This is a genomic window from Castellaniella denitrificans (assembly GCF_027214045.1).
In the GTDB taxonomy this organism is placed as follows: Bacteria; Pseudomonadota; Gammaproteobacteria; order Burkholderiales; family Burkholderiaceae_B; genus Castellaniella; species Castellaniella denitrificans_A.
In genome coordinates this window covers 25,730-49,644 of record NZ_JAPWHE010000014.1, presented here as the reverse complement: position 1 = coordinate 49,644, position 23,915 = coordinate 25,730, and the positions used below count along the sequence as shown (strand labels likewise).

Here is a 23,915-nt window from a genome sequence, read left to right as displayed (position 1 = left end):
GCTGCTTGACCATGTCAGATGATCGTGTGCTTTCAGCGTGTTGAGCTTGCCGACCCCGGCACCCGCCGCATTCGCAGTGTCGGCGTCAGTTCCGGCCATCCGCAAGAAAACATCCTGCAAATCGGGCGCCTTCCAGTCGCCGCCGCCGAGGTCAGCAATGCGGCCCCAGCCCTTCGCCCAGGATCCTGAAGCAACGGTCAGGCCCTGCTCACGGAACCAGGCAATCAGCCGACGCTGCTTCGGATCGGACTCCGACCAAACTCCGCCCGTGACCGGCATTTCCCATGCCCGGGCCGTAGCCGCGAAATGCTGCGGGATCGTGGCGCACAGCGGGTTTCGGTAGCCGGTGAAGTACGCCGTGTTTGTCCAGACCCAGGGCATGCAGCCCATGTCGGTGACGATGATCGGGCCCTGGTCAGCGACAAGAGCGTCGACCTCGGCGAAGGTGGCGCCGGGGATGCCGGAGATCAGCGGCTTGTACGCAGCCCCGACCCATTCCGCCGGTCCCTTGCCGATGATGTAGATCGGCCCGATGTCCAGCGCGGGCACGTCCACCTGGGCATACATGGGCAGATGCGCGCGCAGCAGCCGCCCCTCGATCGCCCAGGCGCTGTTCGCGGCATTGCGGCGTTTGAACGTGCCGGTCCCCGTGTCGGCCCAAGTCGAGTACGCCCAGGCCATAGCCGCCGGATCGGTGCTGCCCGCGAAATCGGTCGCGATGGTTTCCAGGGCCTTATTCATGTCCTGCACGAGCTGCAGCCCAGGCAAAGGCGGTGTGGTCGTGATTTGCACAGCTTCTTGGGTCATGTCGACTCCAAAACAAAAGGCCCGCTCAGGGCGGGCCGGGGTTGATGCGAAGGAAAATCAGAATCCCTGGCTCAGCCAGTTGATGACGGCGGCCTTCGGGGTGGATGCGTTGAAGATCTGAATGTCGAACCCGGTTTCGTCCGAATTCGTCAGCACGTAGCGGTCGCCGTCCACGGCATCGAACAGTGCGATCTGGACATTCGGCACGGCGTGGAAGATCTTTTCGTATTCGATCCGCAGGCCGGTAGTCGGCACGGTTATGCCTTCAGCCTTTTGGATCAGATCCGGCACGTCCACGACCCACGTGAAATGCTCGACAAATGGCACGATCAGCAGGTCATCAGTCTCGATCACCAGTCGGACCTGGAAATACCTCGCATTGACCAGGCCAGGCGTGTAGTTCAGCCACGGCCCGTAGACTCCATCCTCGCCGGCGGTCCGATGCTGCGGCGTGGCTATCCAGTGCTGGGCATTCGATGCGTTCAGGATGTCTGGGTTGGCCAGGACATCGGCCATGCTCAACACGTCTTCGCCGAAATTCAGGGCGTAGGCATCGATATGGAAATCCAGCCGCACGGGCGCGACGAAACCAATGTCCACGGTCTGTGCAGACGTATACACGCCGCGCGGCTGAGCACCGCCGTACCACAGCACATCACGCACGGCCAGGATGTCAGGCTCGTCCAGGACATCACCGGCGCCCACCAGGGTCAGCATGTCATCCCAGACGTAGGCGCCCTCGCTGAGCACGCCATCCCAGGCCGGATCCTCGACCTCGGTCAGCAGGACATTGCGCACCAGCGCGGCCCCCGACACCAGCAGGCTGTCTGGCTGACCGTAGATCGCCTGCCCCTTGTAGACGTAGCGCGCAGCGACCCAGTACAGGCCGTTGCCCGCTGTCAGGGATTCGAGCATGGGCGTGACCGCCACCGTGCGCGAGTTCGCCCAGGACTCGCCGACACGGATCTCGTAGTCGGGCTGCCGGACATCCACGACGCGGCCCCAGGTCAGTACGGTCAGGCCGTCACGAAACACGCTGGTCAGGCCGGTCACTGCGGGCAGCGGTGCGCGCAGGCCCTGAACCGTGTAGCTGCGCATCGCTGGCTTGCCCCGGCCCAGCACTGAAACCGGCGTCACTGTGATGTCCAGCACGTCGCCCGTCTGCGCCTGGATCGTCATCTTCCGATCGACAACGCGCACGGCGGGCTGTGCGGCGCCGTTGACCGCGATCACGACATCAACCGGCATGGCGACCGAGAGCGCCCAGCCAATCTGCACGCTGTTGATGTCGGCCAGGACGTTGACGATGCCCTCCACGACCGTGATGCCGAACACAATGCCGGCCAGCAGCGCACCATCACGCGGCGGCGTGTAGCCGTACGGGTTCGTCTCCGAAGCGTAGTATTCGGGCTCGTCATCGACCGCCGAGAACCGCACGCCATCCTGGGTCGGCTGCACGTCCACGATCTTGAACCGCCGCCCAGGGGTTGCCAGGGGGTCGAAGAAGAACGCCCAGTCGAGCGCCGGCACATCCTCGAACCCGGCATCGCCGGGCAGCGCAAACCCCGTCATGTCGCTGGTGATCGTGACGGTGTCGGTATCGGTTGCAATCCCGGCAACCACGACAGTTTTCATGTTGCCCTCGGGGTCGCGCAGCATCATCGTGCCCGAGCCGGTGGGGACAGATTGCGAGAGCATGATCTGGTTGCCAGACCGCCCCACTAGGCGCCCGGAATATCCCCACACGGTCAGGTCGTGGCTGATCTGGACGACGTCGCCGCGGCTGGCCACCCAGCCCTCGATGTCCGTCTCCCAGGTCGTGCGCCGGCGGTGCCAGACCTGGGAGGCCGCGATCAGATTGGCTTCGCGTCCGGCCATGTCGGCGACCGTGCAGCCGTCCAGATCGAGCTGCAGGGGGTTGTTCGTGGTCGTGGCGCCCGGCACCTGAACCCGAACCTCGTCCATCTGGTAATCACGATTCTCGTTGTCGAAATTCAGGACGATCTCGTCGGGCGTGTCGTCATTGATATACGCGACCTTGAAGCTGCCGGCCTTGATGTTGAACGGCCCGAACATCGCCACGACCGGCTGATCAGCGGCATCCCACACCACACCCAGTTTGCCGGTCTGCCACGTGGGCGAAGCGCGGCCGGCGCGCGCGATCATCTGCAGGACCTGGGCGCTGCTCATCTTGCGGTCCAGGACATAGTCGAACGTCAGCTTTTTCAGGTCACACCACGCGCCCCAGGCCTTGATCGCCTCGATGTCGATCTGTGCGTCGGTGAGGCCGGCGCCATAGATCCGCCCCTTGCCCTCGATGGACTTGCCCATCGCGAACCACAGGTACCACCAGGCCGGATTGCGCGTGTGCTGTACATCGAAATGATCTCCAGTCCACACCGGCGCCTGCGCCTGGGCCATGGCCGAGAACTCATCGATGGCGCCATTGAGCTGGCTGGTCGCCTTGATCCGCAGCGCGACCCGCAACTGGCCTGTGTAGTCTGCGTCGTCAGTCTGGAAGCACAGGATCTGGGAGACGGCCGTCTCATTGCTCTGACGACTGCCCTTGATGTCTGCGGTGCTTTTCCAGATGCGGACCTCGTACTGGCCTTTCGCGACGGCCCAGGACACGGTCTTGCGCGTCGGCTCCTGGCGGGCGCCGTAGATGCGCACGCCCGGGCTCGTGACGTAGCCCAGCAGCGGGTCCGGCGCAATGCCACGCCATGGGCGGCCCTGGCGGTACGGATGAGGTAGCCAGCGCCAGACGCCAACGCGCTCACGTGTGCAAATTGGAGTGTCGCCGTTCGTGCACCAAGCCGGAGAGATGACCACTGTCTCCCCGTCCGTGTGATCGGAGGGGTTCGTGGAGCCATACTGGATTTGCTGGTAGTAATACGACCACGTGCTATCGCCCTCATTGATATACCGCTCTTGGAATGACCAGTAATGCGTCGCGTAGATGGCGTCCGTGATTGAGCCGGCATCGATCCAGGCGGTATCTCCCACTTTGCGGTACTGGACTGCCACATCAACGGACATGCCGCCGATCGAGCCTTGATCGTTGATGTTGAACAGTTGCGCGGCCAGATCCACAGAGATCGAGGTTGTGTCCAGCGGCGTGGTGCGGCTGTTCACCACGCCGGATTCCAGCACGAACCCATCCAGAGTATCGACGTTGCCCGGGAACATGGACAGCTTGCCGTCCTCGTCGGACACCTGGATCTGGACGTCCTGGTAATCATTGATCGAGGTCGCGCCGATCTTGAAATCCGTGAGCACACACTGGCCCGCTTGCAGACCGAAGTGGAAGACCTGATTCAGGTATTGCGTGTCGCCGACGTACTCGGTGAAATACTTGGCGCCAAGGTCCGGGACAACCTTATGACGCCCGAAAATGAGCGTCATCGGCTCCCACAGGCGCAACTGATTGCGGCCGCCCGAGATCGAGTAGGTCGGCGAGGCGTCGTACTTCGCGCCTGTACCCAGGGCTTCGGCGGTTGCGGTCGGCGGCGGCAGCAAGGCATTGATCAGCAAGCTGCCGCCGATCATGATGCCGGCAGTAACCAGCGAATACCCAACCGTCCCGGCAACAAATCCCATTGCGCCGGCGAGATACGGCGCGGCAACAACCAGCGCGATCATCGCGACCGTGCGCAACACCTTCCCGCCACCGCCGCCGCCCTGGGCGATGGCGTGAATCACGATCTGGTCACCCGTGCGCGGGATCAAGCGCTGCCACAGGTGATGTGGCACCACGCGGCCATTGTGCTGAACGCGGAAAGCTGAACGCGGCAGGACAATGCCATTGCGCTCGACGTACGCACCCAAGGTCTCGCCCTGCAAAAAGGCCGCGACGGTAAGCGTGCGGCCTTCGGGCGTAAACGGGTGCGGCTGGACGACCAGCGGCGTTACTTCGTTGCGATCCACCGGTAATATCCTTCCAAGGAGTAGGCCCAGCGGGTCAGATCCCGCATTCGCTGGCAGACCACCATGCCAGCCGATTGATCGTTGTGCAGTACCCAGGTTTCGCCGCCGATCAAGGCAACGGCGCCGCAGTGAAAGAACCGGCCCCGCGCCACGAACAGCACCGGCTGGGCGTCAATGGGCGCATCCACGCGCTCGGCATACGTCGCCTTCAGCCGGTCCAACTGCTCAGCCTGGCCGCGAAGGGACGTTTCGTGCGCGGTCGGGATGCCGGGATAGATGCCCAACACCTCGTTTGCGACCTGCTCAGCCAGGTTCATGCAATCCGCCACTCCTGGGATGTAGGGCTGGCCGATGTATCGTCCGCTCCAATGCGCCATCAGTACGCTCCCGGCGTAGTTTTCGGGTCATACCGCACGGCCACGGCAGGCAGCATCAGCGTGTTCTGAAAGCCCAGGTCAGCGGTGACGGCCAGGTTGTCGATCGAGATCCCGGACATATCCAGCGTCATGTCGTACTCGAAGACGTCCGGATCACTGCGCAGCGCATGGATGATCCGGCACTTCGCGCCCTTGCCGCCGCGGCTATATTCCAGCCACTGGGTGAGTTCGCGGCCGATGTTGTCGACGCGCAGTTGGGCCTTGGGCACCTGCTCGGCCACGTCGTCGGGCAGCACCAGTTCAAATGGACAGGCCACATATTCATTGCCGCGCGCAGTGATGTTGACCGTGTCGTTGACCACGCGCACCGGATCATCGAGTTCCGGATGCTGGATTTCCAGCAAGACCAGGAACGGCTCATCGGCGGACGTGGCCAGGAGATTCCGGCGTCCGGCGGAGGTGTAGGTGTTGGGCATAAAAAAACCGCCTCGCGGGCGGTCGGTCAGAGTGTCGTAAGCCTCAGGGGATGATGTAATCCAGGTCCGGCCTGGTTCCGGTCAGCGCCTGAACCGTGTCGGCGATCTTGGGGAAGTCCATCTTCAGGAAATCGGCACGTCCCCTGATTCGCTTCTCGTCCCATTCCCCCGCCAGTGTGTCATCGACGCTGGCCTGAAGCATACGCGCATGCATCGAAAGCAGCATCCAGGCTCTGACTGTCTTGCCAGCAAGATCAGCCCCGAGCAGACCAACCTTGCCGGCCATAGCTGGCCATACCGTCAGATCAGGCGCCCGCAATGCTCGCACGATTGCCATGCTCTTTCCTGAGTCCGGAGGGACGCACGCCTGCATATACAGACTGCCCAGCATTTCCGCATACACGCCCATCTCAGCGCCAATGGCAGCCGCAATGGCTTTCGCTTCATCGTTCATGATCATGTCATCCCGGCGGCGCATGAGGCGGGCGTTGTAGAGCGCACCCAGCAATATCGCCACCAATCCAATTGCGCTACCCAGCGCATCTCCAAACCAATTCGGCATGGCTTCCCCCCTTGTGAGGGATTCAGCTTACCGCCCCAGGGTTTCGATCTGGCAGGTGGCCTGCCAAACAGCCCCCTGCGGTTCGCCCCACTTCCATTTGCCGGAAACGAGCCGGGCCTGGACGCTGTTGCCTGTCAGTGGCTCGGTCCAGGTGAACCAGGCTGCGCCGCCGGAAAGGTCAGCAGCGATCCAGGCATCCAGCGCATTCTTTTCGGCCAAGCTCATCACGATCACCGTGGCGTCCCGGGTGACGATGGGTGTGGAATACCGCGCGCGCTGCTTGGCGATGCCGTTGTCCATCTCGGAACGCAGGACGCCGTAATCCGCTTCTTCGCCGTATCCAGCGACGATGAGCCGGGCGTATGTGGGCCAGGTTGCCATGCGAAATCCCAATGAAAATGTCCGCCAAAACTTGGAGCCCTGGCGGGCGGGGTGGTACGTTACTGGTTCCTACGCCTGTAACTTACCGGAGAGAACTATGGCGATTGCCGCTCAAAGCATCCGAAACGCTCTTATCGGTTTCTCAGAAAAGGGGATTGACCCCAACAAGCTTGCGGGGCTGATCGGCCAAATTGTGGATGATCATGCTGCCCTAGCGCGCGTCGTAAACCAGCAGGCCGCAGCCATCAAGCGCCTTGAAGAGCAGATCCAATCTTTGAAGAAATCGAATCCACCCGCCGAATAACTGCTGTCATCCGCTCAGCAATCTCGTCATCAGACCCGGCAAGATTGCCTTGATCGTCATACAGATCACGACGCGCCTCCTGAGCCAGCGTATGCGCCAGAGCGATGAGCAATTCGTTCGTGATTTGCTGTTGGCCTATCCTTCCAAACCCGCCCATATCAACCTCCAAGTAAAAAGCCCCGCTCAGCGGGGCATCATCAAGTTGTCAGTGCACTACGCAACTGGCTCCTGATCGACTGGTTGCGCATCACCTTGGTCATCACCACATCAATCACCCACTGCTCGCCGTTGAAGCGTGGCTGGCCTTGCTGCGTGGCCTGCATCTGCTCGCCGCCCTGATTGATCAGGTTGATGGCGACGTTCGGGGCAACGCCCCCGCCATGCGTTGACACCCCAAGCCGTCCATCCGGACCGCGCTTGAGCGGCATGATGGCCTCGGGGCCGGCTTCTCCCATGAGACCAAAAGCGCCGCCCTTGGCGAACTGAAAGAGCGTCGGGCTGCTGACGATGGTATTTCGGTAGTGCTCAAGGTCAGATCCAGGGCCGAACACGTTGCCCTTAGCTGACGGCATGACCGGCAGCGCCCAGGATGATGTGGCAGGCAGCGACGATCCGCCAAACATCCCGGACAGCGCGCCGCCCAAAGCACCAGCCAGCGGCCCCGTGATGGACTGCTGGATCATGATCCGCACCATGTCGCTGATGATGCTGTCGGCCAAGTCCTTGAAGGAGAGCTTGCCGGTCGTGACAAAGGTGGTCAGCGCATCTTCCATGCCCCGGAAGCTGTTCTGCACCATCTGGCCGATGGATTGGTAGACGTTCGCCGACTCATCGTGATAGTTGATCAACGCATCTTTCGCGCCTAGCAACCAGTCGCCCTGCTTTTCCTTCAGCCGGGCGTAGAAGTCCACCGCCATCTGCTCTTCGCGCTCCATCGCGGCCCTGAGCGCGGCTTCGTCTTGTTCGGACAGGCCAACGGAGGAGTTGCGCCGCTGTTCAAGCAAATCTTGATACTTGTCGCGGATTTCCTGCAGCGACTCATTGACCCGCCGCGCCCAGTTGCCCTGCCCCATGGCTTCGAGCTCGCGGTTGTATTTCGTCTGCGCGATGGTCAGGCGGTTCTCGACCAGATCGCCGATCTGACCGTACCGTTTTTCCACATCCGCCAACCGGGCCATGCCATCGGCGGAGCCCATCCAGTCCTCGATGCTGTCGTACAGGATCTTGCGTTTCGAGCCTTTGCCGGATTTGCTGCCGCCGGACGGCTTTACCGTAACAGGGGCAAGCTGCGGCGGATCGAACAAGGGCATGTCGAACGCATCGTTCAGCCCACGCAGAGCCTTGTCGCGCTCACGGCCCATCATCGCTTGCCAGTAGGACCGCTCTTGAAGCAGGCCGCGCATCTGGCCCTCATAAGAGTCTTTCGGGTCCCCAACAATAGCCATGCCACCGCCAGGGCGCCACAGCCTCAATTTGTCGTTTTTGGTCCCCTCTAGCTTCTCGATCTGCGCGTTCACCTCCGCCAACTGTTGCGCCGCTGACTTGGCAGGATTCGTCAGACCGTACTTCCCGAGCGCATCGAAGAATCCGTCGGAATAGCGCATCCCGAGCGCGAACTGATTGGTCAGATTCAGAACCTCTTCAGCCACATTCGCCAGCAGCCCGACAAACTCTTGAAAGGACCGTCGGGTTTCTTCCGACCCCAGGCTGGCGGTCAGAGAATTGATATCTGATGTCAACCCGTCAATCGAGCCGTCGCCACCCGTCATCAGGTCGCTGACCTGGTTCTGAAGCGCCTGCATCGCGCCGCCCAGCGTGTTCCGTGCCGCAGCAGCAGCGCCCCCGTAGGACGATTCCAGCGCCTCTATGACGATGCCCTGGGCTTCAGCAATGCGGCCAGTGTCCTCCAGCGCCTTGGCCATCTTCTTCTGATCGTCGGTGAACCGGAAGCCCTGACGCGACAGCGAAGCAAGGCCCTCGCTCGGAATGTCCAGCGCCCGCCCGACGGTCTCTGCGGCCTGGGTGACGCTCATGCCCATGCGGATCGACGTATCGATCACCGCCTGCATCGCACGCGGAAACATTTCATGCGCGATGTTCGAGTAGGACAGCAGTCGCGTCTGCGCTTGGTTGATCTCGCCCGCCGTGAAAGTGGACATGGCTGCCATGTCGGAGGCCATCGCGTTCAGCTCAGCCCGGGTGAAGCCAGCGGCCATTCCCGTGGACTTCAGCACGGCGGCCAGCTGCGCCTGCTCCATCTGCGCGTTCTTCGTCTCGCTGATGAATTTGCCGAAGATCGCGCCCAGCGACAGCGTGCCGCCGATGCCGGCGATTGCGCCAAGACTTCCTAGACCGCGCATCAAGGTGCCAAGGGACGAATTCGCCATGACCACCGCCTGGCGCATCCTGTCGGTTTCTGCCTTGACCCTTGCTGCAGCCGCCCCGACGGCGGTCACGCCAGCCGCGCCAGATGCGCCGGCGCCCCTCAGGCGATTGAGAGCCTGCTCGACAGCCGGGCCAGACTTGGCAAGGTCGTTCAGGTCCTCCTTGGCTTTACGGGCCTGAGAGCTATCAACCTCAAGGCCGAAGCTTACGATGTCATCTGCCATTTCTTGCGCCCATGAAAAAGGCCCTGCATAAGCAGAGCCTGGGGATGAAGAGGCCCACTAGACAGGGCTGAAAATAAAAGCAGCCATGATATTATTTCATCGCCTCAAAGCATGCCAGTCCACCAAGCAGCAACACAGAACACTGCTACGGCACACATGGTTTTCAGCGGAAATACGTGCAGCGCACTTATCCAAAATGAAATTTTTCTGCGAGAGGTTTCTTCTGACTTTACGATTTGGCCATCTTTAAGAAAGGGAAGCCAATATTGTTCCATGTGGCCGTCATCGAAGAATGAACTGTGACCGCCACGATGGTAACGATCATGGACAGCCTGGGTCTTGAAGCCACTGGTTCCGCTTGATCCATACCCCCAAGACGAAGCCTTAGCCAACACGGGCCAGAAATCCGACACTGCGACTTCATTTACAATCGCGCCGACCCTAGACTCTACTTTGTCCCACCTGTACTCAGTCGAGATAATCGAGCCGCACAATATCACCCGATTGACGCGCACGTCAGTCGCATCCTCAAGCATCTTAGCCAACAAGTAAGTACCAAAGCTGTGCGCTACAACAGACACTCGCGGCTTAGGCTCACGCTTCAAAATACCACGGAATTCACGCTCTATTTTCTGTAGCGGCTTCGCACGCGTAAACAGCGGACAAAGAAAACGGAAAACATCCATATATCCGTACCCGATCGGTACGGCGTCAATTCCCAGTTCAACCAACCGGTCTCGCAATCGTTCCTGCCACTCTGCGTGAGTTCTAATACCATGAATCAGAACAACAACATCACCACCATCGCCCGCTGACTTTCCAATCTCAAGCCCTAGGAGAAATGCATGCTCTGCAATCTGACGCTCTCTATCAGAGGACAAGGCAGCCAGGTGCGCCTGAACATCTGCCAACGTCTGGGCGGTAGCCTGACTTTTGACACGCCTAGCAGCCTCACGCATTCGCAGAACGCTCCTGTGTGGGGGCATACATCAAACAGACTTGGTCTAGCCGAACCTCAACATCAATACCCAACCTAGTATCGAACATCACCTGAGGGACGTGAGACACCGAAGGATAATCGCCAATACCGCCCATTGCGTCAGACTCGACGCGGACGAAGCGACGCATAAGTCCCATCTGGACCAAGCTTGACAAAACGAGCACCAGAGCACGATTTGAACTCGGCTTCGCTATATCGAACAAACGGCCGGCTTTGAACTCAGCGTTGATGGGCAGCCCCGGACTATCCAAAAATTGGCATAGCCGAAGAATCGCCTCTCCTTCCTCTGGAAACTCAGCGATTAAAGAGTCGTATTTGCTCAAGAACGTGCTCATAGTCGCTCTTCGCGCACTTAGCGGGTAGAGCAAATTCATTAGGCTCTCCCGACAATATTACGTGGGTCTCGGCCGACATTTTTTGCGTTGGTTTGAAATATATATTCGTCGAATCACAGTAGGCGTTTGCGTCACCACCCAACAACACATCCAGGCTATCAGAAACAGCGTCATCATCACTTAAATCGCTGCCCACTCGACCAGTTGCGCCGCGAAGCACATTTCCTGCCGCGTTTCTCATCGTCGCGTCCACGCTCCGAATTTGCTCTGACAGTGCCTTACGATTCTTCCAAATATAGTCTTTACCGGTTGTGATGGAGTGCTCGGTAAACTCCAAGGAATCTATCAGTCCATCTATTCTTCCGAAAAAATCGTATATATCCTGTTCATATTTCGTGGTATTTCTACGAGAGGCAATCCTGATCTCCAGTGCGCCGCTAATATGCAGCCTTGCTATGTTTACGGCTCGTTCGTTAATGCGGTCGTACACCTTTAGTAGTTGCGTGCCGCGCTGCTCTACTCCAAGATACTTGGTGTATACCCTAAGCTCCACCTCTTTGATGACGAGAGCAAAGTCCTTGTTACTACCCGACTCCCATCGGACATCAACTATTTCTGTGCCCTGAGGATCCTCTACAAGCTTCGAGGCGCCAATAAGCCTATCTAATCCCCGCGACCTAAGCTCTCGGTCTACTTTGCCCCTATCCATCATCGCTCTGGCAGCTGATGGATCACAAGAGTACAGAAATACGTGCTGTCGCCCGTATTCCTCTGCCTCCTGTACAAGTTTTTCCAGATCATTGTTCGAAATCGCTTCATCCTGAAGGTGCTTTAGCAACCTCAGATTGCGCATAGCCGTCCAACTGCCTGCAGAGTGGTGTAGCCCCTTGCTCTTCAAAAAAGCAGAAACAACAGCAAGGCTGGTGGATATTTCCAACAGGTTAATCAACAGATGTGAGCGCTGCAAATCGACTGGCATACGTGGGGTTCTCCGACTCTTCGGAGGGCAGCATACCATTACATTATGTTTCATGGACAGAGGGAGTTCCCTACATCCATCCCGCTCAACGTCCCCCTGCCTCGCCCGGCGCGCCTCCTGTCTTTCCATGCAGCAGGGAAAGCGCCCGGTGGCAGAGTCAGATGCTTATATTTCTTGTATAAAACTTATAATTAACTTATAATTTGTCCATGAACTCGATCTTCTGGACCCCCAAGGCAGCCAAGCAACTGCGCAAGATTGACCGCCAACATCAGGCGACGATCCGCGATGGCGTCAGTACCTTGGCTGCGATGCCAGACTGCCAGAACATCAAGGCGCTGACGAACCACCAGTACGGCTACCGCCTGCGCGTCGGTAACTACCGCGTCTTGTTCGATTGGGGCATCGAGGTCAAGATCATTGAAATTCAGGAAGTGAGGAAACGCGATGAACGCACCTACTAACATCCAGATCATCAACGGGCCGGGCGGCACCCCGGCCTTCGTGGTGATCCCCTATGATCAATACATGGCCGACCGCGCCCAGGGAGACGGCCTCATCCCTCATGATGTTATAAGCCGCACCGTGGATGGAGCCACGCCCGTGCGCGCTTGGCGCGAACACCTCGGCCTCACGCAGGCCGAAATGGCGAAACGCCTAGGAGTCAGCCAGTCCGCCTATGCCCAGCAAGAAAACAGCGAGCGCCTGCGCAAAGCCAGCATCGAGAAGATCGCGGAGGCGCTTGGCATCTCGCCTGCGCAACTGGATATATAGCAGCGGGGCGGCCCACTACTGTCAAAAAATAGCCGCCCGTAGGCGGCTTCATATGCTTTCATGCTGGCTACGCCTTGTCTTCATACCCTGGCGGGATCCAAGACTGATCGCGCTGCGTAATCCGACCAGTCACGCTGGACTGCAGATCCACAAGCCCCACGTTATTCTTGACCATTGGCGTTAACTTACAGCCGCAGTGACAACACACCACGGCCTCATTGCGCACAAACTCCGCACAATCTGGGCAGGTCACATGAGTCTTCGGAGACGGCCTTAACCGCTCTTCGCCCCTATCTGGGAGACCTACAACAGCCAAGAGTCCAACAGGCCCAAATAAAAGACCAACAACAAACCAGCACGTAGTGCAGCGATACTTTTCGCTAGCCACGAATGCCGCAAGGAATGCGCATGCCAGCCAGGACATGAGCGCCCAAGATGCGAACGACATCCCCAATAAGGCCATCAATTCGTGCATCCGTGCCTCCGTAAGTTGTTGTTACGGAAACTATACCCTACTCCCGCCTCATTTCCTCCAGCGCCGCCGCCTCCATCGTCCGGATGTCCTCAAATAACCGGTCATATTCGTCCCGCTCCAGATCCATCCGGTCCATCTCGTGGAACAGCACGTTGTAATCCAGCCCAACCACACCGAGAGCGCCCGCACGCCATTGCGACGACAGCCTGGAGAAGAGCGCCACGGCCTGGACATTCTCCGGCCACAGCGGCACATCCCGCTCATAATCCGACGCGGAAATACCGAACGCGGCCGCCGCGCTCCCGCCAGGATCCTTCCCGTACAGAAACGCGGCGACCGCCTTCAGTTTCCCCGACGGGCCCCGGCCAGCTCCCGCAGGTAGACGGTCAGGAATTCGGACGCCGCGCCAGGGTAGTTATCCAGCAGCACGGCCAGCGTTTCCTCGGAGAACTCGACGTCCTTGTCCTTCCAGCCTACCAGAACCTCCTGGACAGCATCCAGGTCGAACTTGTGGGCCGCCAGGAACGCTTCGCGCTCGGCCGCAGTCTTGTGCCGAAATTCGCAGTCGATGTCGAAGGGCTTGCCGTCGCCGGGCGGCTGGATCGTGACCTTGGCCCGGAAAGTGGGGTTCGGCGTCAGTTTGATGGCCATGAATCCCCCTTACACCAGCGGCTTGTAGCGCATGAAATCGGGCGCCGCCATGGTCAGCACCAGCGGGTTCGTCATCATCTGGCCCTGGTCCAGGGACGGATGCTTGTCGAAGCCGACGTACATCATGTAGACGATCTCGGAGCCGTTGGCCAGAACCAGCTTGATAGCCTGCGGCGTGAGCGATGCGTCAGCCGCCACGAGCGCCTTGAAGATGTCCGTGTCGCCGCCGTCGTCGGTCGTGCGCATGGACAATTTCTTGGCGTTTTTCACGGTCGGGATCTGGCGCTGGATGCGTTCGGCTAAATACTGGAACTGGTAGAACTGCTGGTCGCCGCCGTCCATGGCGGGCTGGGTGATCTTCGGAATTTCCAGCCAGGTGGTGACCTTCTTAGCCTTTGCGGTATTGGTCGCCGCCGGGAAGTTGGTGGTGTTGGTGGTGTCGAACCCGCCCAGATCGAAGGCGTCGGTGGTCGATCCTTCAACCCGCAGAATCATGCCATCCAGTTGCGCCCAGGGCGACGTCATGGCGATGTAATCGCCATCGGTGTAGCCGTGAGCGACAGCGCTGGCGACGGCAGGGTTGGCGTTGGTGATTGCAGTGATGCTGACTTCGGTCGCCAGCGCGGTGCCCAGGAACAGGCGGGCGCCGTCGGGGAGGGTTTCTCCGGCCATGATGTAGCTCCAAAAAAGAAAAGCCGCACACGGCGGCACAGATGAAAAACCCGGCGCGGAGCCGGGTCAGTGAATGAAGAGTGACGGCTGCAACTGGGACTCCAGTGCTTCGCGCCGTCGCCTGAAATCGGGAATGGCGTACTTACGCTCCAGCATCAGGCGCGATCCGAAGGACGCTTTGACCTGGGTGGAGACCTCCTCTGCCACCAGCGCCTGAAGTTGCTGATACAGGTTCTGCGTGCGCTGGCTTAGTGCATCACGCATGCGGTAGAACTCGCGGATCAACCGGACCTTGAATGCCACAACCTCGTCTGTGTTGCGCATCATCGAAATCAGCAGAGCGGCCTGCTGCTCGTTCAACATGGCGTATTCGGTCGGGGCGCCGCCGCCCTGTGGGCGTTTCACCACCCGCATTTCAAATGCCAGTGGGCCGAACTCCTGGAGGATGGCCGCATGCTGCCGGATCAACTGGATGACGCTCTTGTGCCTGGCCTTCATGCCGCGCGCGATCACGAGGCTGGATGCCAGGGGTTCACCGCCGATGACGGAGACCAGTGGCTCGAATGGTGTTTGCATATTCACTCCCTGCAATGCCCTGGAAATGAGGATGGCCGCAGCAGCGCCCCAGGGAAGGCGATTTCGGATGCCTCCTAGCTGCGGCCAAAACAAAGGCCGCCCAACCGGACGGCATGAAATTGATTGATGAACGGGTTACTGAACAGCCGTATACCGGCAGTCCATCGGGATCGTGTAGGTGCTGGTGTCCTGCAGGGCCGGGCGCTCGCGCATGGGCGTCGCCACCATCACAGTGAACCCAGCAAAGGTCATCCGGGCCTTGGCCGGGTACTGCGCGGCGATCGCTGCGGTCAGCGCCTCCGCTGCGGTCGGGCCAGTGCCGGCAGGACAGACGACGTTCACCTGAAACAGCCCTCGGTATTCGCTCAACTGCCCGGCCATGGTGTTGTCGACCGTGTCGGCCGGCAGCAGGAAGCAGCGCAGGTACGGGCCGGTCGCGGGCGGCTTAAACGCCACGTTCTCGAAGGCGACCGGAATGGCCGGCGTCTGTGCAGCAGCCCAGTCGGCCAGCGTCTTCTCGAAGGCGGCACGGATGATGGCTTTCAAAGCTGACCCCTGACGTAATCTCGGATGGCATTGGGCAGGTTGGCGATGGTGATCCGCACCATGCCGGCCGGCGCCTTCGTGTGCGACCAGCCTTCGTATTCAATCCGCTTGGCATACGGCAGCGCAGTCGTGATGTAGAACTTCGGGCCGGCCTCCTGACTTTTGACCGCTGCGGCGATCTTGGTCAGCGTGGCGCCGCCGGCCTTGTCGGTCGTGTCGGTTGGGCCGTTCTTGGGCACGCTGACGCCGAACCCCCAGGAGCCGCGCAAGCGCCCGGTATCTACTGGCGTATTCATAACCACGCCCTGGGCGGCCAGAATCAGCGCCTGGCGCACGGCCTTGTCGATGTTCCCGTTGGCTTTCTCGACCAGGCGGGATAGGTCTACAGCGCCGCTCATCGCCGCAACTGGCATTCGTAGAGGACCGGCACGCCAGCGGGCGCCGTAGCCTTCACGCTCACCACCGTGAAACTCTCCCCGAATGCCTGAACACGGAACCCGGGGCCAATAGCCGCTGGGACGCCTTCGGGCGACAGATACAGCTGCTTGTCCCCTGCTTCGATCAGGCTACCGGCCGTGAATGCCGCGCCAGACTGATGCAGGCCGAAGTCGAACACCACGCCAGTGCAGGGATGCTCGATATCTGGCTGTGTCACCATGCCCTGTCCGGGGATGTATTCGGACGCCCCGGGCTGAATGAGCGTCACCGGGCCGCCCGCATCCAGCAGGGCCGCGTGGGCGCTCTCGGCGATCTGGGGGTAGTCGATAGCCATGTCAGCCCTCTGCCTGCGCCGTCGCCACGTCGAACGGGCCGGTTATCTCGACTTGCTCCGGCGCAAGCACCAACAGAACCCGATTCGATTCCCCGACCCCAATCCGAACACGGGCCGCGACCGCATGCGTCAACTGCACGCCATCCACAAACACCTTGCCGTGGCCATGGCCCGTCATTTCAATTTTGATGGTCTGGCTCATTTCAGTCGTCCTCGTCTTCCACCGCTGCGTCTTCGATCAACTGCGCCTTGCACATTTCCAGCACGCCCACAGCCAGCGCAAACGGAACCGTGCCGTCGTATTTGTGGATCGCTTCCAGCACATCGCGCACCATGGCGCGTGAAAGATCAGCGGGGCCTGATCGAAGCAAGTCCATCACGCCCTCACCACCGGAACATTCCATCCGCCGCCAGAAACCCAGCGACGCAGCAGCGAATCGACAGCGGCAAACCGCTTCTGTCCGCCATTGACCGGCTCGGCATAGGTGGTGCTGATCGGGCCCACGGTCTGGCTCACGATGGCGCGCGGATCGACGTCCTGCCACAGGTCACCAGCCTTGCAGGCCAGTTCGCAACAGGCCGACACAATCTCACGCGGCACCACGCCAGGCGCCGCAGTGCGCGGCCAGGCCAGCGCCTGAGTATCGGTCGATTCGCCGCCCTTGAAGCTGTACTGCGCGTCCAGGTATTGGGTGGCGCGTCGAAGCCGGGCCTCTTGCGCGGGCTCGTCGCCGGCGAAGGTCAGGCCGTGGGCGGCGGCGTAGGTGGCGCAATCAGCCGCGCTCACGTAGCTTTCCGCGTCCGCCTTGCCGGTGCCGTCCTCGACGATCAGCGCCATGGCTTACGCCCCCTCGCCGCCCTGGGCTGCGGCGTCCAGGAGCGCCTGCAGATCGGCCTTCTTGGCCTTCGGGTCGAACTCGATACCAAGCTCGATGAGCTTGCCGCGCAGTTCGGCCACGCCGAGCTTGTCGCTTACGCCCTCGCCGCCCTCGCCGCCCTGGGCTGCGGTGTCTTGGCGCTTGGCGCACTGCGTCCAGCCCAGTTTCTTGTGCTCAGCCAGCGTATTGGGATGCACTTCCAGATAGTCAGCGCCTTTGCTGACCGGGATCAGATGGGACATTTCGCATTCTCCAGAATGCTGGGGCCGAAGCCCCAGCGGTTCATCAGCCGATCAGCAGGGCGACGTGTTCGGGCTTCACCACCGCGCAGCCCCAGGCCAGGCAGACCTCGTACTTCACCTGGCGGTACTGGCGGTACACCCGGACCTCGAACGTCATGCCGGTCACGGGATCCGTGATGGTCATGGCGTCGTCGGCGGAGTCACCACCTTCCGGCACGGCGGGCGCGCGGGCGGCCAGTACGATGGCACCCCGGGCAAACGCAGCGTTCGGCGTGTAGTTCGCGCCGATGGTCATCGCGCCACCATCGGCCAGGGCGGCCAGCAGGCCGGGCTTGCCGATACCGAGCGTGGCCGGCCCGGTGATGCCAGTATTGACGACATACTTGTTGGTGTCCCCGTTGAAGGTCACGATGTCGCCAGCCAGCACGGTGCCGGTCCCGGTTTTCAGCACGATGCCGGAGACGCCCGCAGCGTGCGCACCATCGGCCACGTAGCCCGCGCCAGTGCCCTTGGTATGAAGATTGATGCCGCCCGAATAGCGCAGGGCGAAGTTCTGCACGCGATCGGTCATACCGTTGCGCAGCATGTCATTGGTGCCGGCTTCGTTCACCTTGAAGAGCACCGATTGCTTGCCGCGCAGATTCGCCATGGCCATGGAGCCCAGCACCAGCTGGCGGTCCACGATGGGCGCGCCGTTGACGTCCAGGATCTGGGCCACGCCCGCGAAGTCGGACAGATCGCCAGCGGTGCCAAACGGCGCCGTGCCAGCCGTTCCATGGGCCCGCGAGGCGCCCGCCATGGCCGCCAGGGACAGATCGACTTCCACGGCATTGACCAGCTTGCGCATGGCGTCGGTGAACTGATCGGCCAGGATCTGGTTATAGACACCGGTCGAGCCGACTGCCCGCTGCTCTTCGCCGTTCCAGCGCACCGGAGCCGCCTTGGACTTGGTGATGGTGACGTCCGTGTGGTCGACGGTGGTATCGCCCGAGTTCGCTGGTTGCGCGCCCGGGGTGATGTCTTCCAGTTCGCCCGCTTCGCCCAGAGGCACACGGACGGTTTGGCCGACGGCGGCCCGCTCGGCATTGGAGTCGCGGCGAACCGCAGGGATGAAGCCGACCATTTCACGGGAAACCGTATTCAGGGCGGCATACAGGGTCGGGATAATCCCAGTCAGGGTGTTAGCCATGATGTTGATCCTTGAAAAATGAAACGAAGGTTGAATTGCAGGATCATCCGACCCTGATAGCGCCAGGCCTCATCCGAGGCGCCAGCCGGGGCAATGCGTTAATCGGTGAGCGTAACGGCCTTGTCGCCGGTGACGGCGGCCATCTGCTCGGAGGGAGACAGCTTGGAAAACTGCTCGCGGCTCATGGTGCGGGCGCCACCTTGACCGCCGCCACCGCCGCCAGCCCCGCCGCCGTTCGCGCCGGAGGACTTCAGGATCTGTTCCTTGTAGGGGTAGCCATCGACCAGCACCTGCAGGGCTTCGTCGAAGTCGGCCAGTTCGCCCGGGCGGGCCGCGGAGAAAATCTTGTTGCCGTTGGCGTCGTACGCCACGGTCTTGCCGTCCTCGACCTTGAAGGCCTGACCGAAACGGGCCTGCACCAGATCGGCGGGGATGGCGAATTTATCGGCGATGATCTTGGACCGGGCAAAGCTGCCGCCGATCTTCTCGGCGTAGAGTTGGTCTTCCAGCGCCTTGGCCTTGCTGTTCGCCTCGTCCAACTGCGCCTGGAAGGCCTTGCTGGCTTCGGCCTTCACTTTTTCAACCTCACCGGCGTCGATAAGCTTCTTGCTGTCCAGGTTGGCGACCGTTTCCAGCGCCTTGATGGCGGCGGCCGGATCCTCGATGCCTTCGAAACCCTTGAGCGCCTTCTCGGCAGCCTCTTTGGCTTCGCGGTGGCTCTTGGCTTCGGCGTTCAGGCGGCTGATCGTGTTGCGAGTTCCGGGGGCGTCGAACGCCACTTCCTTGCCGTCGTCTTCGACGTACACTGGCTTGCCGTCCTGCACCTCGGCGTAGGTCTTGCCGTCCACTTCCAGGATTTTGAGCTTCATTGCTTTGCTTCCTCGGCCATCCGGCCACTATGGGCATCTGCCCAGGGCGCCTGCTGCCGTCCGGCGATCAGGCATAGAAAAGCCGCCCACAGTTGCCTGGGGCGGCCAGAAAGAAGAAACCCGCCGAAGCGGGTCTATTTGATGGGTTTCAACTCAACATTCATCGGCACGATCAGCCCGCGCTTGTAGCACTCGGCGCAGATATTCTTGTGGATCAGTGTGCCATGTCCGGTTTCAGTGACGCCAGCCCGGATCGTAGCCGCAGCGCGCCCGCCGCAGCGGTTGCACTGAAGCATCCCTGGCGGGCGATCCATGCGGCGGATCCTGCGGCGCGTCTTTTCCTTCTCATCGGGCGCGGCAGGCGGGACGATGTAGAGCATCGGCTCATTCTATCCCCGCTCGCTCGAAAGCAGCGTGATTTCGTTCGGCCAACTGGTCCAGCGTGAGGAGCCGCCCCTTGTCGTTGTGGAAGGCCTGGATATCCAGCCCGCCATCCCTGAACAGCTTCCCGCGCGTCGGGCCCAACACATCATCCTGGACGCTGGCCGGCTGGCTTTTCAACCATGGGCCATAGGTCAGGTTTGCGTCCACATAGCCGTCCTGGCTCGATTGGGTTCCGCTGAATTTCGTCTGTCCCTTGAGCAGCCGCAGGCCTGTCGATCGGCATTGCCAGTGCGCGCGCCCAGGACCCCCCAAGTACGGATACTGGTGGCCGACCGGCTTATGGCCGGGCGTGTATTCCAGCCCAGAGCGGAGCCGGCAAATATCGCTGGTGCGCCCGTCCAGGGTCGAGATCCAGACCTCGTTTCCCAGAATGCCGTCGTTCGCCTCAAAAAAATCCTCACGCGCTGACTGCGCCGTGTGGCCCAATGCCGTGCGGACCACACGCTCGACGCTGCGCCGGTCGCCTTCCAGCAGGCCGTCCGCATAGTTGTTTGCCCTGGTGCCCCTGATCTGTTTCACGATCTGGCTCGTCGTCTGCCCGGACAGATACCCGGTGCGGATCGTGTCGCGGATGCGCATCATGCGGCCGCTCTCCATGCCAGCGGCCCACTCTTTCAGCAGTCTGCCCTGGAATGGCCGAGACAGCGCGGCCGCCCGGGTCTGGGCGGCCGTGATGCCGGCGAAGTCGACCTCGGGCACGGCATGCCGGTACAGGTTTCGAATGAACACCGCCTCAACCGGGGCCAGATCCTGCATAGCGCCCTTGATGCCTTGATGGACCGCCGCATAGGCTTCAGCGTTCAGCGTACGCACCGACTGCAACACCTCTTCGATCTGCTTCAAGCTGGCCGAGGCCGGCAGGCTATCGAGCGCCACCGCGATGCGCTCCATGAGCGCCGCATCAGTGCGGTTCAGGATGGCGACAATGCGGCGAACCTCGGAATTCGAATAGCGGGTCAGGTCGATCTGGTGGCGCGTCATCGCGTCCAGGACGCTGCGCGGGAGCGATGCCATTACAGCGTCCCCAGCGCCGGACCGTCAGCCTGCGCACGTTCGATTTCAGCCGTCGGATCCAGGTCCGGCGCCAGCATGCCGCGGCGCTGCTGCTCGCGGATCGCCGTCTCCTTGCTGATGAGCCCCGCCTGCTGCATGGACAGGATCAGTTGGGCCGATGCGTCGGTCAGGGTCGCGGCACCGAAGTCCTTGAAGAGGCTGACGTGGCCACCCTGCGCCTCGCCCACCCAGTCCGCCATGAATTGCAGGCATTGGTCCAGGCTGTCCTCGAAAGCCTCGGTGATGCGCTGCAGTTCGGACTTGTTCGCCTCGGCATCGTTGTTTGCCTCGGTGGCGGAGCGCTGACCAGGCTTGGCGACCAGCAGTTCCGCGCCGGTCTGGATCATCTGGTCTTCCAGGTCCTGCAGCGACTGGCGGCCGGCGGCAATCGCAGCGCCGCCATGTTCGACGAACTTCAGGTCGCCGCCCTCGGGAATGCGAACGGCAGATGAAGCGCCGACGGTCAGCTCGAAACCTTCGTCACTGGTGATGGCGGCCAGGATCGGCACCCGGGCAACATGCAGGATCGTGTCCTGGTCGCTTTGGCTCTGCCAATGCTTCACGTTCAGGTGCGCCAGATCCAGCAGCGGCGACACGCCGGCCATGAATCCGGTCTTGCGGCCATAGAACGGCACAAACGGGATTTTCTGCAGGGTTGTCACGCCAAAGTCCGTCAGGACATATTCGCCCTTCTCGCCCTCTTCCCACAACTCCCATGAGCCGGGCCGCAGCACACGCACCCGATCGACGGCCTTGGTGCCATAATCGCCGTCCTCGACCTCGGCTGATTCGGACAGCCGCAACTGGGTCAGGACCGTCACGCCGCTCAGACGAAACGAGCGCCAGCCAAGGATCTGGTTGTGGTTGTAGCGCACCAGATACGGGCGGGCATTCACCGCCCGTTCATCGGCAACCGTCCTCACGCCATCGGTGCGCGGATACTCGACCAGCACGCCCGCAGTCCCATAACCCAGCGCCTCTTCCATCATGCCGGCGGCAAACGTGTGCAGGTTCGTGCCCTGCAGATCGGCATCGTCGCACCACTCACGGATGCGGGCGGGGACATCATCGCCGTAGGTCAGCGCCTTGGAGAACGGCTTTCCGGCCATGACACCCAGAGTGCGGGCGAGCGCCGGAAAGAGCGTAGCCGTGGACAGCCGTGCCTGATAGCTCTCGGTCGACTCGTTCGGCCACTTCGGCAGCCGTCGCGCCGCAGCCGCCCGCATCGCTCGCGTGCCGCCCAGCAGATCGGCGACAAGCTGCCAGTCTTCGGCGTAGCCTGCGACCTGCGCGGATGGTTCTTGGACTTTGAGTGCCATTACATTCTCAGGGGTTGAACGATAGCCGCCCCGCGCCGCTTGATTAGCGGCGCCAGCGCATAGCGGCTCGCGTCGATGTAGTGGTTGTTCTTGTCCACGATGTCTGTCAGCACATCACCGGTCAGCCGATCGACCTTGTAGCTGTACGTCCTCGCCTCGTGGAGCGTCTTCGTGCAGCGCGGATGGATCACGATCTCGCGGTATGACCGCAGGTGTGCTATGCCGTCCTCGACGCTGCCCTTCCACTTCTCCACGCCGACAATGCGCGGCAGGCACTTGCGTGTGTCACGGCCGTTGCTCTTGACGTGGCTGATAGTCTCCGGCCGGGCCGAGTCGGCGCGCACCGCGTGGCTCTCGATGCCCGGCAGCCGGGCAATCATGAAGTCCGCGATGTCGTCGTTCTCGAGCCCGACCTTTCCGGCCTCATGCTCGATGTACAACCGCTGATCGTGAATCCAGCACTTGACGCCTGCCGTCGGGTCCTGGCTGAAACCCCAGTCGATACCGAAGTACGGGCCGTCCCAGTCGGCGGCCGGCGTGAACTCGGCCACTCGGTACTTGCCGGACAGGATCTGCGCCTCGCTGTTCTCACGGTAGGCGCCATCCCAAATCCAGGCGTAGGTCTGGTCGTCCAGCAGATTGCGGTCGTTGAGCCGTTCCTCGTCGAGCTCGGGTGGAAACCAGGGGTTGTCCGTGTAGTTCAGTTCGGCGATCCGGCTGTTGACCGGCGGGCTTTTCCGGAACCGCTTGTCGGTCGGGCTGCCGTCCTTTTCCGGGTTCCAGGTGACCCAGATCTCAGAGCCAGCCTCGCGCACGGTCGGGCGCAGTTTGATCCACGCCGTCTCGCTGACGTCCTCGGCCTCATCGACCCACGCGATCAGGATGCGGGCCTTGGACTTGATGCTGTTCAGGCTGTGGCGCAGACCGGCAAAGGCGTATGACACCCGCCGATTCTTCGTGCGGATGTACTTCTCGCCGATGTCGAAATAGGCGTCGAGCCAGGGCACGGACAGGATCGCCTGCTTGACCTCCTCCATCGAGGAGTCTTCCAGCGAGTTCATGTACTCGCGACCGCACAGTATCTTGCCCGAGACGCCGGCCTCGGCGAACATGTACGCCCGCACAGCCGTCATCAGGGCGAAACTGCGCGTCTTGCCGCTGCCACGCCCACCATGGGCGCCGCGATACCGGGCCGGGCCGCTGAAAACCGGGATCAGCTTCGGCGGTAGCTCAATCCTCGCTTTGCTGGACATTGGGGGCCACCAGTTCGATCGTGGTGGGCATGGTCGGGATGGGACCGCCGTTGGGGCCGCTCACCTCTCGTTTGTTCGTGAACATGCCGCCCTGCTCCTTGGCGGCCTGCTCGAGCACAGCCGCCGCGGCCGCCACGTTGCCTCGCGCCATGTGCCGGTCGTAGATCTTGCCCAGGGCGCGCAGCCGGAAGGCCTGGTCCGCGATGGGGATCTCTGCCACGGCCTCACGAAACTTCTTGCGGGTGTCCTCGAACAGATCGCGCCACTTTCTCGCCAGCTTGGCGCCAGCCACCTTCGTGGGGTCGTACTGGGCGACCTGCATGCGCGACACATCGATACCCATCTCTTCCTTCAGGGCCGCCGATACCTCGCTGGGGGTGTCGTAGCAGGCCAGCGCTTGGACGATGAAGCGCTTGGCCGCATCGGTAAGCGTTGCCATGCAAAA

Annotated in this window: 30 protein-coding genes and 1 pseudogene; 3 read left to right on the top strand and 28 right to left on the bottom strand. The window is 61.5% G+C overall.

The annotated features are described in order from the left end of the window. The 6 genes and pseudogenes from O4H32_RS14285 to O4H32_RS14260 form a co-directional block, all read right to left on the bottom strand. Window positions 1-807, bottom strand: a pseudogene (locus tag O4H32_RS14285) (hypothetical protein); the annotation flags it as partial. A 57-nt stretch (window positions 808-864) separates the two neighbouring features. After that, window positions 865-4,734: a TipJ family phage tail tip protein gene (locus O4H32_RS14280; RefSeq protein ID WP_269360282.1), complete on the bottom strand. Its 3,870-nt coding sequence runs from the start codon at window positions 4,732-4,734 to the stop codon at window positions 865-867. Continuing rightward, complete coding sequence (locus tag O4H32_RS14275; protein ID WP_269360280.1) at window positions 4,716-5,051, bottom strand: hypothetical protein; 336 nt, start codon at window positions 5,049-5,051, stop codon at window positions 4,716-4,718. The genes O4H32_RS14280 and O4H32_RS14275 overlap by 19 nt, the downstream gene beginning before the upstream one ends. Before the next feature lie 59 nt (window positions 5,052-5,110). Then, window positions 5,111-5,587 carry a DUF1833 family protein gene (locus O4H32_RS14270; protein ID WP_269360277.1) on the bottom strand — a complete coding sequence of 159 codons (477 nt, stop codon included), beginning with the start codon at window positions 5,585-5,587 and terminating at the stop codon, window positions 5,111-5,113. 43 nt (window positions 5,588-5,630) lie between these two features. After that, window positions 5,631-6,149 (bottom strand): hypothetical protein, encoded by a 519-nt coding sequence (locus O4H32_RS14265; RefSeq protein WP_269360275.1) that lies wholly within the window; start codon window positions 6,147-6,149, stop codon window positions 5,631-5,633. Between the two features lie 27 nt (window positions 6,150-6,176). Further along, on the bottom strand, window positions 6,177-6,530 hold the full coding sequence (locus O4H32_RS14260; RefSeq protein ID WP_269360272.1) for a hypothetical protein: 354 nt from the start codon (window positions 6,528-6,530) through the stop codon (window positions 6,177-6,179). A gap of 97 nt (window positions 6,531-6,627) precedes the next feature. Here O4H32_RS14260 and O4H32_RS14255 point away from each other — a divergent pair, with 97 nt between their 5' ends. Continuing rightward, window positions 6,628-6,834 (top strand): hypothetical protein, encoded by a 207-nt coding sequence (locus O4H32_RS14255; protein ID WP_269360270.1) that lies wholly within the window; start codon window positions 6,628-6,630, stop codon window positions 6,832-6,834. Between the two features lie 197 nt (window positions 6,835-7,031). Here O4H32_RS14255 and O4H32_RS14250 read toward each other — a convergent pair whose 3' ends face one another. The 4 genes from O4H32_RS14250 to O4H32_RS14235 all read right to left on the bottom strand — a co-directional run bounded on the left by O4H32_RS14250 (window position 7,032) and on the right by O4H32_RS14235 (window position 11,757). Continuing rightward, a complete protein-coding gene (locus O4H32_RS14250) occupies window positions 7,032-9,443 on the bottom strand; it encodes a phage tail tape measure protein (RefSeq protein WP_269360269.1) in 2,412 nt (803 codons plus the stop codon). 104 nt (window positions 9,444-9,547) lie between these two features. Next, window positions 9,548-10,402, bottom strand: coding sequence for an alpha/beta fold hydrolase (locus O4H32_RS14245; RefSeq protein WP_269360267.1), 855 nt, complete (start codon window positions 10,400-10,402; stop codon window positions 9,548-9,550). Next, the gene (locus O4H32_RS14240) at window positions 10,395-10,766 is read right to left on the bottom strand and encodes a hypothetical protein (RefSeq protein ID WP_269360265.1); all 372 of its coding nucleotides are present in this window, start codon (window positions 10,764-10,766) and stop codon (window positions 10,395-10,397) included. Before O4H32_RS14240 ends, O4H32_RS14245 begins: the two co-directional genes overlap by 8 nt. Continuing rightward, entirely contained in the window at window positions 10,738-11,757 is a 1,020-nt protein-coding gene (locus O4H32_RS14235; RefSeq protein ID WP_269360263.1) for a hypothetical protein, read from the bottom strand. The genes O4H32_RS14240 and O4H32_RS14235 overlap by 29 nt, the downstream gene beginning before the upstream one ends. A 209-nt stretch (window positions 11,758-11,966) precedes the next feature. Between O4H32_RS14235 and O4H32_RS14230 the strand changes: the two genes are divergently transcribed. Together O4H32_RS14230 and O4H32_RS14225 are read left to right on the top strand one after the other, a co-directional pair. Beyond that, window positions 11,967-12,221, top strand: coding sequence for a type II toxin-antitoxin system RelE family toxin (locus tag O4H32_RS14230; RefSeq protein ID WP_269360261.1), 255 nt, complete (start codon window positions 11,967-11,969; stop codon window positions 12,219-12,221). Further along, window positions 12,205-12,531 (top strand): helix-turn-helix domain-containing protein, encoded by a 327-nt coding sequence (locus tag O4H32_RS14225; RefSeq protein ID WP_269360259.1) that lies wholly within the window; start codon window positions 12,205-12,207, stop codon window positions 12,529-12,531. The genes O4H32_RS14230 and O4H32_RS14225 overlap by 17 nt, the downstream gene beginning before the upstream one ends. 512 nt (window positions 12,532-13,043) lie before the next feature. Here O4H32_RS14225 and O4H32_RS14220 read toward each other — a convergent pair. The 18 genes from O4H32_RS14220 to O4H32_RS14135 all read right to left on the bottom strand — a co-directional run bounded on the left by O4H32_RS14220 (window position 13,044) and on the right by O4H32_RS14135 (window position 23,909). Next, window positions 13,044-13,286: a DUF1799 domain-containing protein gene (locus O4H32_RS14220; protein ID WP_269360284.1), complete on the bottom strand. Its 243-nt coding sequence runs from the start codon at window positions 13,284-13,286 to the stop codon at window positions 13,044-13,046. Window positions 13,287-13,348: 62 nt separating this feature from the next. After that, window positions 13,349-13,657 (bottom strand): phage tail assembly chaperone, encoded by a 309-nt coding sequence (locus O4H32_RS14215; protein WP_269360256.1) that lies wholly within the window; start codon window positions 13,655-13,657, stop codon window positions 13,349-13,351. 9 nt (window positions 13,658-13,666) lie between these two features. After that, window positions 13,667-14,329 carry a phage tail tube protein gene (locus tag O4H32_RS14210; RefSeq protein WP_269360254.1) on the bottom strand — a complete coding sequence of 221 codons (663 nt, stop codon included), beginning with the start codon at window positions 14,327-14,329 and terminating at the stop codon, window positions 13,667-13,669. 66 nt (window positions 14,330-14,395) lie between these two features. Next, window positions 14,396-14,905 carry a Rha family transcriptional regulator gene (locus O4H32_RS14205; RefSeq protein WP_269360252.1) on the bottom strand — a complete coding sequence of 170 codons (510 nt, stop codon included), beginning with the start codon at window positions 14,903-14,905 and terminating at the stop codon, window positions 14,396-14,398. Between the two features lie 135 nt (window positions 14,906-15,040). After that, window positions 15,041-15,451, bottom strand: a complete 411-nt coding sequence (locus O4H32_RS14200; protein WP_269360250.1) for a phage tail terminator-like protein — start codon at window positions 15,449-15,451, stop codon at window positions 15,041-15,043. Then, the gene (locus tag O4H32_RS14195) at window positions 15,448-15,849 is read right to left on the bottom strand and encodes an HK97 gp10 family phage protein (RefSeq protein WP_269360248.1); all 402 of its coding nucleotides are present in this window, start codon (window positions 15,847-15,849) and stop codon (window positions 15,448-15,450) included. Before O4H32_RS14195 ends, O4H32_RS14200 begins: the two co-directional genes overlap by 4 nt. Further along, the gene (locus tag O4H32_RS14190; protein ID WP_269360246.1) at window positions 15,846-16,223 is read right to left on the bottom strand and encodes a hypothetical protein; all 378 of its coding nucleotides are present in this window, start codon (window positions 16,221-16,223) and stop codon (window positions 15,846-15,848) included. Before O4H32_RS14190 ends, O4H32_RS14195 begins: the two co-directional genes overlap by 4 nt. Window position 16,224: 1 nt before the next feature. Further along, window positions 16,225-16,425 carry a hypothetical protein gene (locus tag O4H32_RS14185; RefSeq protein WP_269360244.1) on the bottom strand — a complete coding sequence of 67 codons (201 nt, stop codon included), beginning with the start codon at window positions 16,423-16,425 and terminating at the stop codon, window positions 16,225-16,227. 1 nt (window position 16,426) lies between these two features. Continuing rightward, window positions 16,427-16,600, bottom strand: a complete 174-nt coding sequence (locus tag O4H32_RS14180; protein ID WP_269360243.1) for a hypothetical protein — start codon at window positions 16,598-16,600, stop codon at window positions 16,427-16,429. Beyond that, window positions 16,600-17,061: a DnaT-like ssDNA-binding protein gene (locus O4H32_RS14175; protein ID WP_269360241.1), complete on the bottom strand. Its 462-nt coding sequence runs from the start codon at window positions 17,059-17,061 to the stop codon at window positions 16,600-16,602. Before O4H32_RS14175 ends, O4H32_RS14180 begins: the two co-directional genes overlap by 1 nt. A 3-nt stretch (window positions 17,062-17,064) precedes the next feature. Next, window positions 17,065-17,343 (bottom strand): HeH/LEM domain-containing protein, encoded by a 279-nt coding sequence (locus O4H32_RS14170; RefSeq protein ID WP_269360239.1) that lies wholly within the window; start codon window positions 17,341-17,343, stop codon window positions 17,065-17,067. 43 nt (window positions 17,344-17,386) lie between these two features. Then, window positions 17,387-18,532 (bottom strand): major capsid protein, encoded by a 1,146-nt coding sequence (locus tag O4H32_RS14165; protein WP_269360238.1) that lies wholly within the window; start codon window positions 18,530-18,532, stop codon window positions 17,387-17,389. Between the two features lie 98 nt (window positions 18,533-18,630). Beyond that, window positions 18,631-19,401: a DUF6651 domain-containing protein gene (locus O4H32_RS14160; RefSeq protein WP_269360236.1), complete on the bottom strand. Its 771-nt coding sequence runs from the start codon at window positions 19,399-19,401 to the stop codon at window positions 18,631-18,633. A gap of 134 nt (window positions 19,402-19,535) precedes the next feature. After that, window positions 19,536-19,781 (bottom strand): hypothetical protein, encoded by a 246-nt coding sequence (locus O4H32_RS14155; RefSeq protein WP_269360235.1) that lies wholly within the window; start codon window positions 19,779-19,781, stop codon window positions 19,536-19,538. Between the two features lie 4 nt (window positions 19,782-19,785). Next, window positions 19,786-20,859 carry a structural protein gene (locus O4H32_RS14150; RefSeq protein ID WP_269360233.1) on the bottom strand — a complete coding sequence of 358 codons (1,074 nt, stop codon included), beginning with the start codon at window positions 20,857-20,859 and terminating at the stop codon, window positions 19,786-19,788. Further along, on the bottom strand, window positions 20,859-22,217 hold the full coding sequence (locus O4H32_RS14145) for a DUF4055 domain-containing protein (protein ID WP_269360231.1): 1,359 nt from the start codon (window positions 22,215-22,217) through the stop codon (window positions 20,859-20,861). The genes O4H32_RS14150 and O4H32_RS14145 overlap by 1 nt, the downstream gene beginning before the upstream one ends. After that, window positions 22,217-23,470: a PBSX family phage terminase large subunit gene (locus tag O4H32_RS14140; protein WP_269360229.1), complete on the bottom strand. Its 1,254-nt coding sequence runs from the start codon at window positions 23,468-23,470 to the stop codon at window positions 22,217-22,219. Before O4H32_RS14140 ends, O4H32_RS14145 begins: the two co-directional genes overlap by 1 nt. Continuing rightward, window positions 23,448-23,909: a DUF2280 domain-containing protein gene (locus O4H32_RS14135; protein WP_269360227.1), complete on the bottom strand. Its 462-nt coding sequence runs from the start codon at window positions 23,907-23,909 to the stop codon at window positions 23,448-23,450. The genes O4H32_RS14140 and O4H32_RS14135 overlap by 23 nt, the downstream gene beginning before the upstream one ends. Between the last annotated feature and the right edge of the window lie 6 nt (window positions 23,910-23,915).

Excerpts from the sequence above, each read along its gene's own strand:
- O4H32_RS14275 (WP_269360280.1), bottom strand. The coding sequence starts at position 5,051 with ATGAACCTGGCTGAGCAGGTCGCAAACGAGGTGTTGGGCATCTATCCC.
- O4H32_RS14270 (WP_269360277.1), bottom strand. The coding sequence starts at position 5,587 with ATGCCCAACACCTACACCTCCGCCGGACGCCGGAATCTCCTGGCCACG.
- O4H32_RS14265 (WP_269360275.1), bottom strand. The coding sequence starts at position 6,149 with ATGCCGAATTGGTTTGGAGATGCGCTGGGTAGCGCAATTGGATTGGTG.
- O4H32_RS14260 (WP_269360272.1), bottom strand. The coding sequence starts at position 6,530 with ATGGCAACCTGGCCCACATACGCCCGGCTCATCGTCGCTGGATACGGC.
- O4H32_RS14255 (WP_269360270.1), top strand. The coding sequence starts at position 6,628 with ATGGCGATTGCCGCTCAAAGCATCCGAAACGCTCTTATCGGTTTCTCA.
- O4H32_RS14250 (WP_269360269.1), bottom strand. The coding sequence starts at position 9,443 with ATGGCAGATGACATCGTAAGCTTCGGCCTTGAGGTTGATAGCTCTCAG.
- O4H32_RS14245 (WP_269360267.1), bottom strand. The coding sequence starts at position 10,402 with ATGCGTGAGGCTGCTAGGCGTGTCAAAAGTCAGGCTACCGCCCAGACG.
- O4H32_RS14235 (WP_269360263.1), bottom strand. The coding sequence starts at position 11,757 with ATGCCAGTCGATTTGCAGCGCTCACATCTGTTGATTAACCTGTTGGAA.
- O4H32_RS14230 (WP_269360261.1), top strand. The coding sequence starts at position 11,967 with ATGAACTCGATCTTCTGGACCCCCAAGGCAGCCAAGCAACTGCGCAAG.
- O4H32_RS14225 (WP_269360259.1), top strand. The coding sequence starts at position 12,205 with ATGAACGCACCTACTAACATCCAGATCATCAACGGGCCGGGCGGCACC.
- O4H32_RS14215 (WP_269360256.1), bottom strand. The coding sequence starts at position 13,657 with ATGGCCATCAAACTGACGCCGAACCCCACTTTCCGGGCCAAGGTCACG.
- O4H32_RS14210 (WP_269360254.1), bottom strand. The coding sequence starts at position 14,329 with ATGGCCGGAGAAACCCTCCCCGACGGCGCCCGCCTGTTCCTGGGCACC.
- O4H32_RS14205 (WP_269360252.1), bottom strand. The coding sequence starts at position 14,905 with ATGCAAACACCATTCGAGCCACTGGTCTCCGTCATCGGCGGTGAACCC.
- O4H32_RS14195 (WP_269360248.1), bottom strand. The coding sequence starts at position 15,849 with ATGAGCGGCGCTGTAGACCTATCCCGCCTGGTCGAGAAAGCCAACGGG.
- O4H32_RS14190 (WP_269360246.1), bottom strand. The coding sequence starts at position 16,223 with ATGGCTATCGACTACCCCCAGATCGCCGAGAGCGCCCACGCGGCCCTG.
- O4H32_RS14185 (WP_269360244.1), bottom strand. The coding sequence starts at position 16,425 with ATGAGCCAGACCATCAAAATTGAAATGACGGGCCATGGCCACGGCAAG.
- O4H32_RS14180 (WP_269360243.1), bottom strand. The coding sequence starts at position 16,600 with ATGGACTTGCTTCGATCAGGCCCCGCTGATCTTTCACGCGCCATGGTG.
- O4H32_RS14175 (WP_269360241.1), bottom strand. The coding sequence starts at position 17,061 with ATGGCGCTGATCGTCGAGGACGGCACCGGCAAGGCGGACGCGGAAAGC.
- O4H32_RS14170 (WP_269360239.1), bottom strand. The coding sequence starts at position 17,343 with ATGTCCCATCTGATCCCGGTCAGCAAAGGCGCTGACTATCTGGAAGTG.
- O4H32_RS14165 (WP_269360238.1), bottom strand. The coding sequence starts at position 18,532 with ATGGCTAACACCCTGACTGGGATTATCCCGACCCTGTATGCCGCCCTG.
- O4H32_RS14160 (WP_269360236.1), bottom strand. The coding sequence starts at position 19,401 with ATGAAGCTCAAAATCCTGGAAGTGGACGGCAAGACCTACGCCGAGGTG.
- O4H32_RS14155 (WP_269360235.1), bottom strand. The coding sequence starts at position 19,781 with ATGCTCTACATCGTCCCGCCTGCCGCGCCCGATGAGAAGGAAAAGACG.
- O4H32_RS14150 (WP_269360233.1), bottom strand. The coding sequence starts at position 20,859 with ATGGCATCGCTCCCGCGCAGCGTCCTGGACGCGATGACGCGCCACCAG.
- O4H32_RS14145 (WP_269360231.1), bottom strand. The coding sequence starts at position 22,217 with ATGGCACTCAAAGTCCAAGAACCATCCGCGCAGGTCGCAGGCTACGCC.
- O4H32_RS14140 (WP_269360229.1), bottom strand. The coding sequence starts at position 23,470 with ATGTCCAGCAAAGCGAGGATTGAGCTACCGCCGAAGCTGATCCCGGTT.
- O4H32_RS14135 (WP_269360227.1), bottom strand. The coding sequence starts at position 23,909 with ATGGCAACGCTTACCGATGCGGCCAAGCGCTTCATCGTCCAAGCGCTG.